The organism is Chitinophaga vietnamensis, from assembly GCF_902167635.1.
Classification (GTDB): Bacteria; Bacteroidota; Bacteroidia; order Chitinophagales; family Chitinophagaceae; genus Chitinophaga; species Chitinophaga vietnamensis.
This window is the reverse complement of the sequence record NZ_CABHMS010000007.1, coordinates 19472-35961: the sequence shown is the minus strand read 5'-3', so window position 1 is coordinate 35961 and position 16490 is coordinate 19472. Positions and strand designations below refer to the sequence as shown.

The 16490-nt window shown below is 49.5% G+C and carries 11 protein-coding genes; 6 read left to right on the top strand and 5 right to left on the bottom strand.

Annotated features, from left to right (window positions below):
• Nucleotides 1-97: 97 nt before the first annotated feature.
• Nucleotides 98-2698 carry an ATP-dependent chaperone ClpB gene (gene clpB, locus FPG75_RS18850; RefSeq protein WP_143308852.1) on the bottom strand — a complete coding sequence of 867 codons (2601 nt, stop codon included), beginning with the start codon at nt 2696-2698 and terminating at the stop codon, nt 98-100.
• A 203-nt stretch (nt 2699-2901) separates the two neighbouring features.
• Here clpB and FPG75_RS18845 point away from each other — a divergent pair, with 203 nt between their 5' ends.
• The gene (locus FPG75_RS18845) at nt 2902-5226 is read left to right on the top strand and encodes a PDZ domain-containing protein (protein WP_143308850.1); all 2325 of its coding nucleotides are present in this window, start codon (nt 2902-2904) and stop codon (nt 5224-5226) included.
• Nucleotides 5227-5379: 153 nt separating this feature from the next.
• On the opposite strand, the gene FPG75_RS18840 is transcribed toward FPG75_RS18845, so the two are convergent.
• Entirely contained in the window at nt 5380-6228 is an 849-nt protein-coding gene (locus FPG75_RS18840; protein ID WP_143308848.1) for a glycine betaine ABC transporter substrate-binding protein, read from the bottom strand.
• A 283-nt stretch (nt 6229-6511) separates the two neighbouring features.
• On the opposite strand from FPG75_RS18840, the gene FPG75_RS18835 reads away from it, so the two are divergent.
• Nucleotides 6512-7798, top strand: coding sequence for an OmpA family protein (locus FPG75_RS18835; protein ID WP_161596847.1), 1287 nt, complete (start codon nt 6512-6514; stop codon nt 7796-7798).
• 205 nt (nt 7799-8003) lie between these two features.
• Here the strand turns inward: FPG75_RS18835 and FPG75_RS18830 are convergent, their stop codons facing one another.
• Together FPG75_RS18830 and FPG75_RS18825 are read right to left on the bottom strand one after the other, a co-directional pair.
• The gene (locus FPG75_RS18830; RefSeq protein ID WP_143308844.1) at nt 8004-9914 is read right to left on the bottom strand and encodes a DUF3857 domain-containing protein; all 1911 of its coding nucleotides are present in this window, start codon (nt 9912-9914) and stop codon (nt 8004-8006) included.
• Nucleotides 9915-9917: 3 nt separating this feature from the next.
• Nucleotides 9918-11939, bottom strand: a complete 2022-nt coding sequence (locus FPG75_RS18825) for a DUF3857 domain-containing protein (RefSeq protein WP_143308842.1) — start codon at nt 11937-11939, stop codon at nt 9918-9920.
• A 127-nt stretch (nt 11940-12066) separates the two neighbouring features.
• Here FPG75_RS18825 and queG point away from each other — a divergent pair, with 127 nt between their 5' ends.
• Nucleotides 12067-12981: a tRNA epoxyqueuosine(34) reductase QueG gene (queG, locus tag FPG75_RS18820; protein ID WP_143308840.1), complete on the top strand. Its 915-nt coding sequence runs from the start codon at nt 12067-12069 to the stop codon at nt 12979-12981.
• Between the two features lie 6 nt (nt 12982-12987).
• Here the strand turns inward: queG and FPG75_RS18815 are convergent, their stop codons facing one another.
• Nucleotides 12988-13794 carry a DUF4350 domain-containing protein gene (locus FPG75_RS18815; protein WP_143308838.1) on the bottom strand — a complete coding sequence of 269 codons (807 nt, stop codon included), beginning with the start codon at nt 13792-13794 and terminating at the stop codon, nt 12988-12990.
• A 346-nt stretch (nt 13795-14140) separates the two neighbouring features.
• Here FPG75_RS18815 and FPG75_RS18810 point away from each other — a divergent pair, with 346 nt between their 5' ends.
• The 3 genes from FPG75_RS18810 to FPG75_RS18800 all read left to right on the top strand — a co-directional run bounded on the left by FPG75_RS18810 (nt 14141) and on the right by FPG75_RS18800 (nt 16481).
• Nucleotides 14141-14686: an RBBP9/YdeN family alpha/beta hydrolase gene (locus FPG75_RS18810; RefSeq protein WP_143308836.1), complete on the top strand. Its 546-nt coding sequence runs from the start codon at nt 14141-14143 to the stop codon at nt 14684-14686.
• Between the two features lie 190 nt (nt 14687-14876).
• On the top strand, nt 14877-15428 hold the full coding sequence (locus FPG75_RS18805; protein ID WP_143308835.1) for an RNA polymerase sigma factor: 552 nt from the start codon (nt 14877-14879) through the stop codon (nt 15426-15428).
• Nucleotides 15429-15536: 108 nt separating this feature from the next.
• Nucleotides 15537-16481, top strand: a complete 945-nt coding sequence (locus FPG75_RS18800; RefSeq protein WP_143308833.1) for a FecR family protein — start codon at nt 15537-15539, stop codon at nt 16479-16481.
• The last annotated feature ends 9 nt before the right edge of the window (nt 16482-16490 follow it).

The following is a 16490-nucleotide window of genomic DNA, read 5'->3' as shown; positions in this document are numbered from 1 at the left end:
AATATTTTGGTCTATTCAAATTTACTGAAAGATGCATAAAAAAACCCCGCGAAGAATCGCGGGGTTTATCGTTAACTATGTATCGTCGTATTTAGAATTACTTGTTTCTGATTACTACCACACCGTCGAACACATCAACCAGTACGGGTTTGGACTTATCAATATCGCCGGCCAGTATCTTCTTGCTCAGCAAATTGATGATCTCTTTCTGAATGAGCCTTTTAAGCGGCCTTGCGCCAAACTGCGGATCATAGCCCTGTACGGAGAGGTATTCAATCGCATAGTCTGAAAATTCCAATATCATGCCATTTTTTGCTACCATGTCTTTCAGTTGTTGTAACTGAATGTTAATTATTCCTTTAATTTCATCGCGCATCAAAGGCTGGAACATGATCACTTCATCGACCCTGTTCAGGAATTCAGGACGGATCGTTTGTTTGAGCAGCGACATCACTTCTTCTTTCGTTTTATCCACTACTTCTTCCCTGTTCTTGTCGTTGATGCCCTCGAAATTTTCCTGGATGATATGGCTGCCCATGTTGCTGGTCATGATGATGATGGTGTTTTTGAAATTCACCACGCGGCCTTTGTTATCGGTAAGGCGGCCATCATCGAGCACTTGCAGGAGGATGTTAAAAGTATCCGGGTGCGCTTTTTCAATTTCGTCGAGCAGCACTACAGAGTAAGGTTTGCGGCGAACGGCTTCAGTGAGCTGACCGCCTTCATCATAACCTACATATCCCGGAGGCGCGCCTACCAGCCGGCTCACGGAATGTTTCTCCTGGTATTCGCTCATATCGATGCGGGTCATCATGCTTTCATCGTCGAAGAGATATTCGGCGAGGGCTTTTGCCAGTTCCGTTTTACCAACGCCGGTGGTACCGAGGAAGATAAAGGAACCGATCGGGCGGCGTGGGTCCTGCAAGCCTGCGCGGCTGCGGCGGATGGCGTCGGATACTGCGATGATCGCTTCTTCCTGGCCTACTACACGCTGGTGCAGCTCATCTTCGAGGTGCAGCAATTTATCTTTTTCGCTCTGCATCATCTTGGCCACCGGGATGCCTGTAGCTTTGGCCACGTTCTCCGCGATGTCTTCCGCATCTACTTCTTCTTTGAGCAGACGTTTATGATTGGCAGATATTTTATTCAATTCTTCTGTGAGGTCTACCACACGTTTTTCTTCTTCTTTCACCTTACCGTAGCGGATCTCGGCTACGCGGCCGAAATCGCCGTTACGTTCCGCCTGTTCGGCTTCGAGGCGCAGATTTTCGATCGCTGATTTAGCGTTCTGTATCTGGTCTACGACTTCTTTCTCCGCTTGCCATTTGGCTTTGAACGTATTGCGTTCTTCACCGAGGCGGGCTATTTCTTCTGCGAGCTCGCGGAGTTTTTCTTCGTCGTTTTCGCGTTTGATAGCTTCTCTTTCAATTTCGAGCTGGCGTATCCTGCGTTCCAGTTCATCGAGTTCTTCCGGCATGGAGTTCATTTCCAGCCTGAGTTTGGCCGCGCTTTCATCGATCAGGTCAATGGCCTTATCGGGCAGGAAGCGATCGGTGATATAGCGGTGTGAGAGCTCCACGGCAGCAATGATTGCTTCATCTTTGATCAGCACATGGTGGTGGCTTTCATATCTTTCTTTCAGTCCGCGCAGGATGGAGATGGCATCTTCCACGCTGGGCTCATCCACCAACACTTTCTGGAAGCGGCGTTCCAGCGCTTTATCTTTTTCGAAATATTTCTGGTATTCGTTGAGGGTGGTGGCGCCGATGGCACGGAGCTCACCGCGGGCCAGTGCCGGTTTGAGGATGTTGGCGGCATCCATCGCGCCTTCCATGGCGCCTGCGCCGATGAGCGTATGTATTTCATCAATGAAGAGGATGATCTCTCCATTGCTTTCGGCCACTTCTTTCACTACGCCTTTCAATCTTTCTTCAAACTCGCCGCGGTATTTGGCGCCCGCCATGAGTGCGCCCATATCGAGAGCGTAGATAATTTTTGATTTAAGGTTCTCGGGCACATCGCCATTGAGGATACGATGCGCGAGCCCTTCTACAATGGCGGTTTTACCGACACCGGGTTCGCCCACGAGGATCGGGTTGTTCTTTGATCTGCGGGAAAGGATGTGCAGGGTACGGCGTATTTCCTCATCGCGGCCTATCACCGGATCGAGCTTGCCATCGCGGGCGAGCTCATTGAGGTTTTTAGCGAACTTCTGCAAGGTATTGAATTGTGCGCCGCCGGTCTGCGAGTTAACGGTTTCGCCTTTACGCAGTTCACGGATAGCGGATTTGAGGCCTTTTTCTGTAAGGCCGGCATCTTTCAGCAGTTTAGCGGAATCATCGCTGCCGCCGAGGATACCTAGTAAGAGGTGTTCCACACTCACAAATTCATCCTTGAATTCTTTGATGGCCGCACCTGCGCGAAGCATGGCATTGTTGGCATCGCGACTCAGCATCTGGCCACCGTCGCCTCCCGCCATGCGGGGATATTTTTGCAACTGTTCGTTGAGCTTGGTGCTGAGGAAGTTCGTATTCACGTCGTTCTTTTTCAGTAAATACTCAACAGGACTGTCCTGATCATCGAGCAAGGCCTTCAGGATATGTCCTGTTTCTATGGCCTGGTTCTGATGATTGAACGCCAGTTGTTGCGCTTGTTGCAGTATTTCCTGCGATTTAATAGTGAAATTATTTAAATTCATATCTTTCTGTTTTCTCTTTTTTTACGTTATCAACGCGTGTATTCCTAACAACAAAGGCCGATCCAATGTTCGGTATGCAGTAATTTTGACAGATGATCATAAAAAGTACTGCATTTTTTGCAGAAAATCCGTTCAGTAACTGCTAAATTTTCATTAACATGGGCGCTAAGGGCGACTTAAATTAGCTCTTATCAAACCAACACATGAAAAGACTGCTATCTATTCTCGTATATGCGACCACGTTAGTAACGGTAACGCCTGTACTCTATGCACAACAACATTACGATATAAAGGTAAGCACCGGCAACCGGGGCATAACCGCCAGTCGCCTGAAAGGCGAACTGGAACGCCTGCACCAACAGCAACCCGATAAAGACATCCGCGTATTTTTTGAGCCAGGCACACATTACCTGGAAACGCCGCTGGAGATCAGCAGTACGCTTACTAACGGTAAAGGACATATTATTTTCTACGGCGATGGCAAAGCTACGCTGAGTGGCGGACTGCCAGTAAAAGTGCAATGGGAACCGTGGAAGAACGGCATCTATAAAGCAGCCCTGGACCTGCCTTTCCAGTTTGATCAGTTATATATCAATGACCGGCAGCAGGTACGCGCCCGTTATCCTAATTACGACAGTAGCGCACAGCATTATAATGGCACTGCTGCCGATGCCATCAGCCCGGCGCGTGTAAAAACATGGCAACACCCCGAGGGCGGCTACGTACATGCCTTGCATGCCGCTGAATGGGGCGGTTATCATTACCGTATCACCGGGGTAAATGCTGATGGCGCCTTACAGCTCGAAGGCGGCTATCAGAATAACCGCCAGATGGGGATGCACCACCAATACCGCTTTGTAGAGAATATATTTGAAGAACTAGATGCGCCTCATGAATGGTATTATGATGCCGCTCATAAAATACTTTACTACAAGCCTGCAGCTGGCCTTGACCTGAAAAAGGCCACTGTTACGGTTTCCAGGCACAAGGAGGTGATCGTACTTAAAGGCAGTGCAGCGGCGCCCGTAAAAAATGTAAGCATCGAAGGGCTTCGCTTTGCGCACACTGCACCAACGTTCATGGATACACGAGAACCTCTGTTGCGCAGCGACTGGGCCATCTACCGTGGCGGCGCTATACTGCTGGATGGCGCGGCCTATTGCACCATCCATGATTGCGAATTTGATCACAACGGCGGCAATGCCATCTTCCTCAGTAATTATAACCGTCATCATCTTATCTCCGGCAATCATATTCATGATGCAGGCGCCAGCGGCATCTGCTTTGTCGGTAATCCTGACGCGGTGCGCTCTCCTTTGTTTGAATACAATCAATCGAGAAAATTTGAGGAGACAGATACCCTTGCCGGCCCTAAAACCAGCCACTATCCTGATTCCTGCACCGCTGTCGATAACCTCATCTATCGTACCGGGCGCATAGAAAAACAAAGTGCGGGCATCCAGATATCGATGTCGATGCGCCTGGTCATTTCCCATAATACCATTTATGATGTTCCGCGTGCAGGCATCAACGTTAGTGAAGGCACCTGGGGCGGGCACCTGATCGAATATAACGACGTATTCAACACGGTGTTGGAAACCGGCGACCATGGCGCTTTCAACTCCTGGGGCCGCGACCGCTGGTGGTATCCCGACCGGAAAGAGATGGATAGTCTTGCCGCAATACATCCCTGGATGGTAAAGCAGGATGCCATGTACACCAATGTGCTTTATCACAATCGTTTCCGCTGCGATCATGGCTGGGATATAGACCTGGACGATGGTTCCTCCAACTACCATATCTATGAAAACGTTTGCCTGAACGGCGGCCTCAAACTGCGCGAAGGATTTTACCGTACCGTAGAAAACAACATTATGCTTAACAACTCTTTTCATCCGCATGTGTGGTTTCAGGATAGCCACGATAACTTCCGGCATAATATTGTTACCAGCGATTATAAGCCCATTGGCATCCGTTATTGGGGCGACGAGATCGATTATAACCTCTTCCCCGACAGTCGCGCTTTAGCAGCAGCGCAGTCCAGCGGCACCGATGCACATTCACATGCCGGCGATCCGCAGTTCGTGCAGCCTGCCACCGGCGACTACCGCGTGAGCCGCACCTCTCCTGCATTAGCCATTGGATTCAAAAATTTTTCCACCACTGATTTCGGCGTTACCTCTCCTGCCCTGAAAGCGATTGCCCAGCGCCCGCCCCTCCCCGTATTACGCCACAGCAGCGAAGCACAAGGCAAGATCATCAACTGGAAAGGCGGCAAGATCAAGAACATAGAAACACTCGGCGAACGTTCCGCCACCGGCCTTCCTGACAATAACGGCGTATATATTGTGGAAACGCCCAAGGCCTTCAATGCCAGACTGCAAGCCGGCGATGTAATCCTGAAAGTAGGCAATACGCCAGTGAACAACATCAAAGACCTGCTGCGCGCAGCGGAGAAGCATAGCGGGGAGAAAGTGGAAATATTTAGAAACCAGCGAAGGCTGTCTTTCTCAGGATTGAATGATTAGAAGGATTAGCAGGATTTTTTTACAGGATTAATAAAGATTTAAGGAGATTGATGAGAAGATTAACGAGGGGCTATCGTCGCGAAGATCTTCGAAATAATCTTCGTGAATCCTTTGTTAATCCTGTAAAAAAATCCTGCTAATCCTTCTAATCATTTAATCCTGAGCCATATTTTTTATCCATTCGGCGTTCTCCCAGGTCCATCTTTCGATGACGGCGTCTTCTTTGCCATCGGCATCGGCGAGGGAGCCCATGAGGGAGCCGAGTTGCTGGCTGTTGAGTTGGAATTTGCGGAAGAAGTTGACGGCGACGGTATCGCGTACACTGAATTCGTTGTTGGCGATGGTGAGTATTTTTTCTTCGCTGCCGAAGGTGTTCAGAGGGTCCTCGAGGAAATGAAGTTTATAGCGTGCGAACATCCAGTGTGGCGCCCATCCGGTGATGACGATGGGTTGCATTTCGTCGATGCACTTTTTGAGAGTGGCCATCATGGCTGCTTCGCTGGAAGATTGCAGTTGGAGATCGAGGTGGTATGTTTTGATAGCATCTTGTGTTTTGCTCATGATGCCAGCGCCGGCATCTATGCCGATTATTTTACCACCGAAGTGTTTTTTGGCAGCGTTGAGTTCTTCGATGCTGTTGATGTTGACATAGTCCGGTACTACGAGACCTGTTTTAGCGCCGTCGAAGTTGGTGTTGAGGATGGTGACCTTGCTGCCGAAATTGTCCATGTAATCTTTGTGGGTGGCGGGCATCCAGGTGTCCATAAAAACGTCGGCGTCGCCACCGGCTACCGCGGCGAATACCGGGGCTACGTCTGCATTTTTAAGGGTCACGGTATAACCCTTTTTCTCCAGCAGGTTTTTGGCAAGTTGTGTCAAGGCTATGCCTTCGGCCCAGTTTACATAGGCAATAGTAATCTTCCTGTCGTTGCCGCCGCCGTGTTTACAGGCTGTGAAACCTGCTACCACAAAGGCGAGTGCGATGAGTAGTCCATTTCTCATGATCCGTCTTTCTTTAAAGTTATGCTTTAATCTTTTTGTTTTGGCCGTAACATCGTTGTGATTTTTATAATATGTTAGTTTGCTCTAAATCAAAAAACTTCTTCTTCAAAATTGATTATCAAACAGATATCTCTGTAAACCAGTCATAGACCAATAATTGTAGCGATATTTCAAACAAGACGGGATGCTTTATTGTTATAGAAATCCGAAGCGATCGTCTGTGAATTTCGACCAGCGGCAAAGCCGTTCCCGATATTTTTCTTCATCATTAAACCCTACAATTATGTCTTTTGACTTATTAGAAAGTGCAAAAAATCTTTTTAACAGTAATGTAATCAGTCAGGCATCCTCACAATTAGGAGAGAGTGAAGGGGGAATACAGAAGGCGTTGACAGGCGTAGTGCCTGTTGTATTATCAGGATTGTTCCATAAGGCCGATTCCACGGGAGATGCTGGCGGATTACTGAACCTCGTGAAGGGAGCGGCCGGCGACGCCAATCCTAACAGCGTTACCAGCGCCTTACAGGGAGGCGCCGGGGGCATACTCAGCAAGGGCGCCGATATGCTGAGAAATTTATTTGGCGACAAGGTAAGCTCTATCACCAGTATGCTGGCCAACTATGCAGGCATTAAAGAATCATCGGCCAGCACCCTGCTGCAATCCGCTGCACCGGCCACTTTGGGCACAGTAGGCCAATATGCCGCACAGAACAACCTGAATGCCGGCGGCCTGATGTCGTTCCTCAATTCGCAGAAAGACAAGATACTGGGCGCGCTTCCCGGTGGCCTGAACCTCGCGGGCATATTAGGACTGGCCAGCTTGGGCGATCTTGGCAAAAAAGTAGGCAACCTTGCATCCAGCTTCGGTGCGGGCGCCAGCAATGCTGCCAATGCCACCATTAACACCGTTAAACAAGGTAGCAGCAATCGTTGGATATGGTCTTTATTACTCATACTGGTAGCCATCATCCTGTTATGGTACCTGATGCGCGGCTGTGGCGGCGGTCATAATACCGGCAGCGGCACCAGCGACAGTGTTACCACCGGCCAGCTCACCGACTCCACCGCCAGTTCACAGGTAGCTACACCCACTACCACCGAGACACGCGAAAGCATCAAAGTGACACTGCCCGACGGCACCACACTCGATGCTTATAAAGGCGGTATCGAAGACCAGCTGGTGACCTTCCTCAAAGATGATTCACGCAAACCAGGCAAAGATGTATGGTTTGATTTCGATAACCTCAACTTCAAAACCGGCAGCGCCGAACTGACCGAGGAAAGCATGAAACAGGTAGGCAACATCGCCGCCATCCTCAAGGCCTTCCCTAAAACAAAGATCAAGATCGGCGGCTACACCGATCGCACCGGCGATAGCACCATCAACCTCAAACTCTCCGGACAACGTGCCGAAGCCGTAGAGTCCTCACTGAAAAAACTCAACGCCGACGCCGCACAACTGCTGGGCGCCCAAGGCTATGGCTCACAATTCGCCAAAGCCGCAGCCACCGCACCAGACGAAGAAAGGAAGAAAGACAGACATATTTCTATCAGCGTAAGAGAAAAATAAGCGAAGGTTGTCTGGCTCAGGATTATACTGATTGAAAGGATTACCAGGATTTTTTTTATCAGGATTAATAAAGATTAAAAAAGGATTTGTGAAGATCATTTCAATTTGATCTTCGCGAATCCTTTTTTAATCTTTATTAATCCTGATAAAAAAAATCCTGGTAATCCTTTCAATCAGTATAATCCTGAGCCAGACAACCTTCGCGTTACTCCTCCTTTACCAGCACTACCCTGCTCCGGTCGGCTTTGTAGATGGTGTTGCGGAATTTGAGCAGTTCAGGGTAATCGGAGGGCGGGAAGGAGCCTGCGTAGTGTTCCAGTTTTCGTATATACGTGATCGTGTTATCTTTTACGGAGAGCATGGAGGTGTAGGCGCCGAATTTGTTCTTCATCATGACAGGCGCGGGAAGTGTTTCCAGCTTGTAGCCTTCCGGTATTTTGATCACGACAGTATCGACGATGCGGGTGGAGGTGATGAAACGGATGGGCGATTGTCGCGCAGTATCTTTGTCGAGTTTGATGGAGGTGCGGCTCAGGATATCAGGCACGAGGAACATTCGTTTACCCGTTACCGTAGCGTAGCTGTGACCGGCTATCTTCAGTTGCTCTTCGATGGAGGGCAGCGCTGTTTCCAGTTCCTTGCAATTATAATCTACAATATCGTAGCTGGAAAGATCGAGGGAGCTTTTGAGCCGCTCCAGGCGCTTTTCGCGGCTGAGGTAATGTAACTCTGCACGCTGATCATCCTGTAACTCGCCGGTACGCAGCGTGACAGCCGTAATGTCGATATCGCCGGATGCCGCTACCACGGCATCGATACGGCGCAACTGCTGGTTTTGTTCGATGCCGTAAGCCGGCGTATGTACCAGCTGGCTGCTTTGCGCATCGAGGAGCAAGGCCGGCCTGTTGGCCGTAAAGGAACCCAGGTATCCCGGCTGCAGGATACCGCTGGTGCATTCCAGCCAGGTAGTATCTTTACCAGGTACACAAAGGATCACGTGGTTGAACCAGTCGAGCGGGAAATCTTCCGGGAAGGAACGTTCCGTTTCTCCCGCCCTTATCCATACGCAGTTAGAACGGATGCCCGCTTCCTTGAGCATGGCCATCATATAGTTGGAGAGCGCCTTACAATCGCCATATCCCGTTTTGTTGACAGTAACAGCGTCGAAGGTTTGCAAGCCGCCGATGCCGAGCTGTATGCTGATGTAACGGTAGTTCTGCTGAAGATATTTATACAGTACGCTGATCTTTTCTTTTTCTGTAGAGAGGCCATCGGTAAGTTGATGCACTTTCTGTTTCATGTTATCGGGCAGCACATCGCGGCCTTCGTTGAGTTGGTAACCGAAAGCGCCGAAGTCTTTCCAGGAGTTGAGGCTGCCCTGGTAGCGATCCATCTGGAACTGGCCGGCGGCCAACAATACACAGGTGGTACGTTTGTAAATCTCTGCGGCATAGTTCTCCTCTTTCAGCGCCGGTACTTGTTTTACGGTCCACTTGTAGGTTTTGAGGTCCTTATCTGTCGCAGTTTCCGGCTGACCGTTATACAGGTAGTTACGGTACATCAGTTTGAAATCCGCCGGGGTGGTTATTGTCAGCTGCGCCTGTTCAATGGTCCAGTCGTCGTGCACCTGTGGTATCCAGCGTTGCATGTAGAACGCAGATTTCACTTTCATCTCCACTTCGTATTCTACCGTATACGGATATACGTTGTAATTGAACTCGTGTACCTTGTAGCGGGTGTCGGTCATCAGACTGGCTTCGCCGGGCGAGCCGAAATCCTTGATATCACTCTGTTTCAGGCGTTTCACCAGTTTGCCTTCTGCATCATAAAGCGCGCCACTGATAGAGCGGATATCGAAATTCTTGCTATAGTCTTCACTGAATTTTACATCATCCGCACCGCCTTCATCGAGCACGGTGAGCACATAGTGATGTGTGTACCGCATGTTGCCGGGATCGCTGATCTCGTAGGCTGTTTCATCTGTGCGCACCACTACATGCGCGTCTTTCTTCAGGGCGGCTGGGATGGCGCTGGCGGGGTATAGGGGCTCACCGGCAAATGCGCTGCCAGCGAGCATTGTCAACAAACAGATGATGGATATGCAATGTTTCGGCATAAATTATTTTTTCTTTTTTAAGACGATCTGTTCTGCCTGTTTTTTCACTACCAGGTCGAAGAACTGGCGCAGGGTGGGATATTCCTCCGGCGGGAAAACAGCTTTGGCAAGTTTCACACGGCAACGCAGCTGGATGCGGTCATCTGATTGCTGGATCAGGTACTGGAAGAAGCCTTCATCTTCGTTATACTTGGCCACAGCGGGTTTGGGCAGTTCGTCCACCACATATCCCGGAGGCACCTGCATGTTGAAAGAATATACTTCGTCGTAAACGGCATTCATCTCTACAGGGAATTTTCTTTCCATCGACTTGAAGATATTATGCTTGTAAGCCTCTCCGAACAAGGGGTTGAGGTATAGTACATCGTCCTCCCCTATTTTGTATTTGAAGTTGTATCTCACGAGCACCGGGGATTCCAGGTCGTCCAACCCTTCGATCTCTGTATCTGATAACTCTACATCTCCATTGTAATTCTTCTCTACCGTTTTAAAATATTCTTCTTTCTTTTTCTCCTTCACGGTATTACGGATGCCGTAAGAGTTAAGATAGGTGGGCCTTTGCTGGAATTCGCCGTACAGTTCACCGTTCTCGATCTTGTGGAACACGACGCTGGTAAAGGCCTGTTCGCGCAGGGAGTCGGGTGAATAGACCATAGGCGTAGCATCGGTATTAACGATACGGGCATCGCCGTTGTAGGCGCTACCGAGCAGCTTACCGAAGCCCAGCAAGGGATGCGAGGCATCCATGCTGATAAACTCATCTCCGGTGTTCACGCCGGCGATCACATAGTTAAAGCGCGACAGCAGCGGGTAGTACGGATATACGTAACCGTGATCGCGGGTACTGAGGATGATAGGGCTTGCATCCAGTTTCGCACGTTTGAGCATGGCGGTAAGCAGCAGGTTGATCTCGGCTTCGTTGCCGGATTTATCGTGGAGCAAGGATTTCAGCGATTTCTTCATCCATAGCGAAGAGTGATCAGTACAAGTGAAATTGCTGCGTACCCAGTTATAGATCTTGTTTGCTTTTTCTTTATCGGTTTTGGCATCTTTGATGGCTTCATCTACTGCATCGGCGAGGAAGCCGTTATTTTTATCCAGTGCACTGCCGAAGTCCTCGTCTTTGAGCAGGTCTTCCATGAGCTTGGGCCAGGTGCTCATAAAAGGCTTGGGCGCTTGTTCGGGCCAGTTGACAGATGCCAGCTGGAACTCTATTTTATTGACATAGTTATCGATGGTGGTGATATAATTTTCATCCCTGATAGGCGCTACGTTGCGCAGTGCCCAGCGGTAGGTGGTGACGTTTGGCGTAACGGTAAACGTTTGCGAGGGGCCGGTGGCGCCGCGCGAATCGTCGCGGAAGGAAAAGGTGGTGCGGGAGGAAGTCTTCGTTTTCACGGCGAAGTCTTCAAAGCCTTGTCCTATCTGCACATAATCGAAATACTCGGGCAGGCTTACGCTGTATTCGCTCCACAGGGTGGGCACATCATTCTGGAAGGTCCAGGGGCGCAGGTGCTGGAAGTAGGGCGAGGTGATCGTATAGGAATATTCGATGATCGACCCTTCTTTCACGGCCGGTATAGCGAATTTCTTCACGTTATAGTTCTTGCTTACTGCATCGGAGAAAACGTTTTTATTCTCCATTCTCGTTTCTACGATTTCGCCATTTTCGAGATTATAGGCAGCTGCTTTGAGGTTGCTCAGTTTTTCTTCTTCCCTGCCATCGCTTTTATACAGGCCAATGCGGATGGTGGCGTAGTCATAGCCGTTCTTGTCTACGATCTTGAGGCGGCGATGAACTTTGAAGACCAGCTGGAGGCTGCCTCCCGTTGTTTCGAATGCGGAGGAGCCGATTTCGGAGATCACGATAGCGTGGGCTCCTGTGTCTTTTTCGACACGTTGGACGTTAAACTCTTCTTTTGATACTTTTCCAAATTTCAGTTTGCTGCTATCTTGTGAGAAGACATTCAGGGCTGTCAAACACAAGAAGGTACAGGCGACAAACACAACAGATATAAGGCGCATACAGTTTAGGGGCAGGGATAAAATGCCGGGGCGAAGATAAAATAATTTGAATTACGAATTACGAATTAAGAATTACGACCCGTAGCGTGGTCCGTAATTCTTAATTCGTAATTCGTAATTTTGCTTTGTGACACATACTACTTTCATAAAGGCGCTGGCGCGGGAGCTGGGTTTTGACCATTGCGGGATTGCGCGGGCGGTGCAGCTGGATGAGGATGCCCGCAGGCTGGAATCCTGGCTGGGCAAAGGTATGCATGGTTCTATGCAGTATATGGAGAACCATTTCGACAAGCGCATAGATCCGCGGAAACTGGTAGAAGGGGCGCAGTCGGTGATCACTTTACTGTTCAATTATTTTCCTTCGGAGCAGCAGCGGGCAGATGTTCCTAAAATTTCCAAGTACGCTTACGGCAAAGATTACCATGAGGTGATACGTGCCCGGCTCAAAACCATGCTGCTGCGCATGCAGGAGCATATAGGGCCGGTGCAGGGCCGCGGCTTCGTGGATTCCGCGCCGGTGCTGGAACGCAGCTGGGCGCAGCGCAGCGGCCTGGGCTGGATCGGCAAGAACGGAAACCTGATCCACAAGCAAGCGGGGTCCTTCTTTTTTATCGCCACCCTCATCACGGATATACCACTGGAATACGACAGCCCGGTGGGCGATTATTGCGGCAGCTGCACCCGTTGCCTGGATGCCTGCCCTACCGGCGCACTGGTGGCCCCTGGCGTGGTAGACGGCAGTCGTTGTATCTCTTATTTTACAATAGAGCTGAAAGATCAGCTGATCCCTGAGAAGATGAAGGGACAGTTCGACAACTGGATGTTTGGCTGCGATACCTGCCAGGATGTATGCCCCTGGAACCGTTTCGCCAAAGCGCACCAGGAGGCCGAGTTTACGCCTATCCCTGAAATATTGAACTTCACTACCAAAGATTGGGAAGAGTTGAGCGAAGAAGCGTTCAAACATATCTTCCGCCACTCTCCCTTGAAACGCAGCAAATACGCGGGTATCCGCAGGAACCTTGATTTTTTACAACAATAGTTTTTATTATTTCCTGGCCTGCCTGATGAGCCATGCGCTGAGATCAACAGCGGCTTCATAGTTCTGGTAGTCGGCGGGCAAACGTTTGCCATCCGTGTATTCGTTATAGAACCAGGGGTCGCCAACGGCGAATACGGCGCCTTTGCCTACTTTGGCAACGGCCATGATCACATGGTCGCCATCCTTGTACACCGCGCGGGCAGGCGCTTGTATGCGGAGGGAGGATAATTCCTTGATATACACTTTCTGCACATGCGGGAAAATTTCATGATGCGGCGGGATCAGGAAGGCGCCTTGCTCCCATTGACGGCCCTGTACACGATTGCGGCTGTCGCCATTGAAGTGAATGCCGAAACGTTCTGCGAGAATATTGAAATGCGTGAACTCCGCGTTGAGGGAATCGTTTTCCAGCAAAACCAATACGCCGCCGGCTTTCACCCAGTTGTAGATGGCTGCTGCATCTTTTTCATTCATGTAATTCGGTGAAGGGGATTCCTGTTCTGTATCCGGATCGGTGATCATATAAATATCGGAATGCTGCAAATTGGCCGCTGTAGGCGCTGCGGCGAGGGTATCCCGCTTTACGCCGAGCGAGTCGAAGATATGGCCCCATATGGAATAACCGCTGCTGGCCTGGTCTTCCCAGGTATAGTGCCAGCGTTGGGTATTGCCTGATTTATCTTTTTTAAATTCATGATTATAATAATAATCGAGTGTAACCGTTAAGGTTCGTGGAGACGATTGTGCGGCCGCAGTATTCAGCCAGGCGCCACCCATCACGATGATGAGGCAGGAAAAAAATGAACGTGGCATATTGTATCAGATTCTCCCAAAAAAGTAATCAATAATTTCAGAATTTTATAACAGGGGAGACAGTATAATTATCTTGACAGCCTAAGATAGGCCACCACGGCTATTTTCCGGCTTTTATAAAAATATCTCTGCTAATACTTGACAATGGTTTTAGCATCACATACATTTGTATACAAATACTATTCTCTCAAAAAGCCAACAATACCGACAATATCAATTATCTATAACTGATGAACTTTTTATGGACCTGAGTGCCATAACGTGGAATTTAGCAATAAAGGTCGAATTCTTTCGACCTTTTTATTTTTATCTTATTATCTTTCACTACTAACCACGCCTTTATCTTATGGAGATAAGTGTTCTTACAGCGCCGGGCCTTGACGGTTCTGGTCCTTCGCATTGGCAAAGCCTCTGGGAGCAAGCGATTCCCGGCACAAAGCGTATTGAGCAGCGTTCCTGGAGCGCGCCGGTATGTGCCGACTGGGTGGCGCAGATAGAAGAAGATGTAAAGGCGGCCGGGCCGCAGGTGGTGATTGCTGCGCATAGCCTCGCTTGTATGGCGGTGGCGCATTGGGCGCGGCAAACAAGGCTTCATATCACCGGCGCCTTGCTGGTAGCCCCGGCGGATGCGGAGCGGGCCGACTTTCCCAAAGTGGCTACAGGCTTCAGCCCTGTGCCGATGATCAAATTACCTTTCCGTAATATTGTGGTGGCCAGCACCAATGATCCTTATTGCAGTATTGCCCGGAGCAAGCAGTTTGCCCAAAGTTGGGGCAGCCGCTTTGTGAACCTGGGCGCCAAAGGACATATTAATGCAGATTCCGGGCTGGGCGAATGGCCCGAGGGGCAAAAACTGTTACATGAACTCGTACGCAACTGGCCAACATTATAATTCTTTTTTTCTTGCTTTCGTTTATTGAAACATATATCTTTATTCTTGTAAAAACCAAGTCTAAATCGATTTACCACGTTCATGAAGCAGGGGCAACAATTAACATAAACATAAAATCGCGAGGGGATAGTATAGCAGCTTTGACCCTACCTTTGACGTGCTTATCTGTTTTACGTGTAAAGGGGAATTTATGTCTGACAGCAAATTATGGGAAGATTTCCGAAGTGGCGATGCTGCCGCTTTTGAGCGCATTTTCAACACCCATTGGGATAAGCTGATGCACTACACTTGCAGCATTATCGACGATGAGGCAATGGCGAAAGATGTGTTACAGAATTTTTTTATTGAATTATGGGAGAAACGCAGCACCATACCGGCGCCCCGGCAACCGGAGGCCTTCCTGGTGTTCCTGCTGAAACTCCGTATCCTCAATGCTTTGCGCCGGGAAGACATCCGCGCCCGGCATGAGCATCAGTTTGCCGCACTCTTACACGAAAATACCGTCAACGCCACCGACCAGTTACATACCAAAGAAATATATACGCAGCTGCAACAGCATGTAGGCATGCTGCCTCCCCGCATACGCCAGGTATTTCATATGAGCCGCTTCGAACATAAGTCTGTAGCGGAAATCGCCGGCATCACCGGCTCTTCAGAGCAAACTGTCCGCAACCAGCTCAATACCGCTAACCAGCGGCTGAAACTACAATTGAGATCTTCTTTCCTTTCTTTCTTTCTCTGATCCAATGTTACCTAATTGTTAAGTGCAATAAGGGAATAGTTATCTGTTTTCTGACGTGTGACTTTACTACAGATGAACAACATGATCATCTGCTAAATCGATCAGATAGTGGATCAGGAAGAGATATACCGTTTACTGAAAAAATACCGGGAAGGCAAATGCAGCACAGATGAAGTGGTGATGCTCTTCACCTGGTTGGATAAGATGGCCGCCGATGAAACACCGGCGTCTTTGCCACAGGAAACACAGGACGCCGTGAAATCAGCGGTGTTCCAGCATATCGGCGCGGCGCCGAAACGCCGTATTACCTGGTTGCGCCGCTCACTGGCTGCTGCTGCGGTATTACTGCCTTTATGTATCGCAGGCGCCTGGTGGTGGCATCAACATCCTTCGCAAAGCAAAGCCCCTGCCCTCGCCTGGCTGCAATACCGCACCGGCATTGGCGAAAGCAAGGATATCATCTTGCCTGACGGTACGCATGCATGGCTCAGCGCCGCATCCGTACTGGAATATCCAAAGCAGTTCAGTGCTCATGACCGTACCGTAAAAGTGCAGGGACAGGTATTTTTTGATGTACATCAGGATCAGCAAAAGCCTTTCACCGTAGCATCAGGGCCCTTGCAGGTACATGTATTAGGCACCTCGTTCCTGGTACGCAATATCAAGGGGCAACCGTCCAGGATCGCCGTTGCCAGCGGAAAGGTACAGGTGACCACCGAACGCCAGGTATTGGGCACATTGCAGGCCGCGCAGCAATTGTTCTATTATCATGAAACTGCCCTCATCTGTCACACAGATACCGCGGTGCTCAATGCCTCCACCAAAGGGGACCTTATACTATATAACAGCACGCTTCAACAAGCGCTGTGGGAGCTGGAAAGCTTCTATGGCGTGCAGTTCAGCAGCCATCTCAACCTCGGACAGGGAAGGCTGAACCTCAGTCTTACCAGCAACATGACGCTGGAACAGAAACTGGATGTGATCTCCACTGTCAGTGTAGCGCCAAAAGTACATTTCAAAAAAACGGGGGATCACCAGTACGAAGTTTATTAATTATCTCTA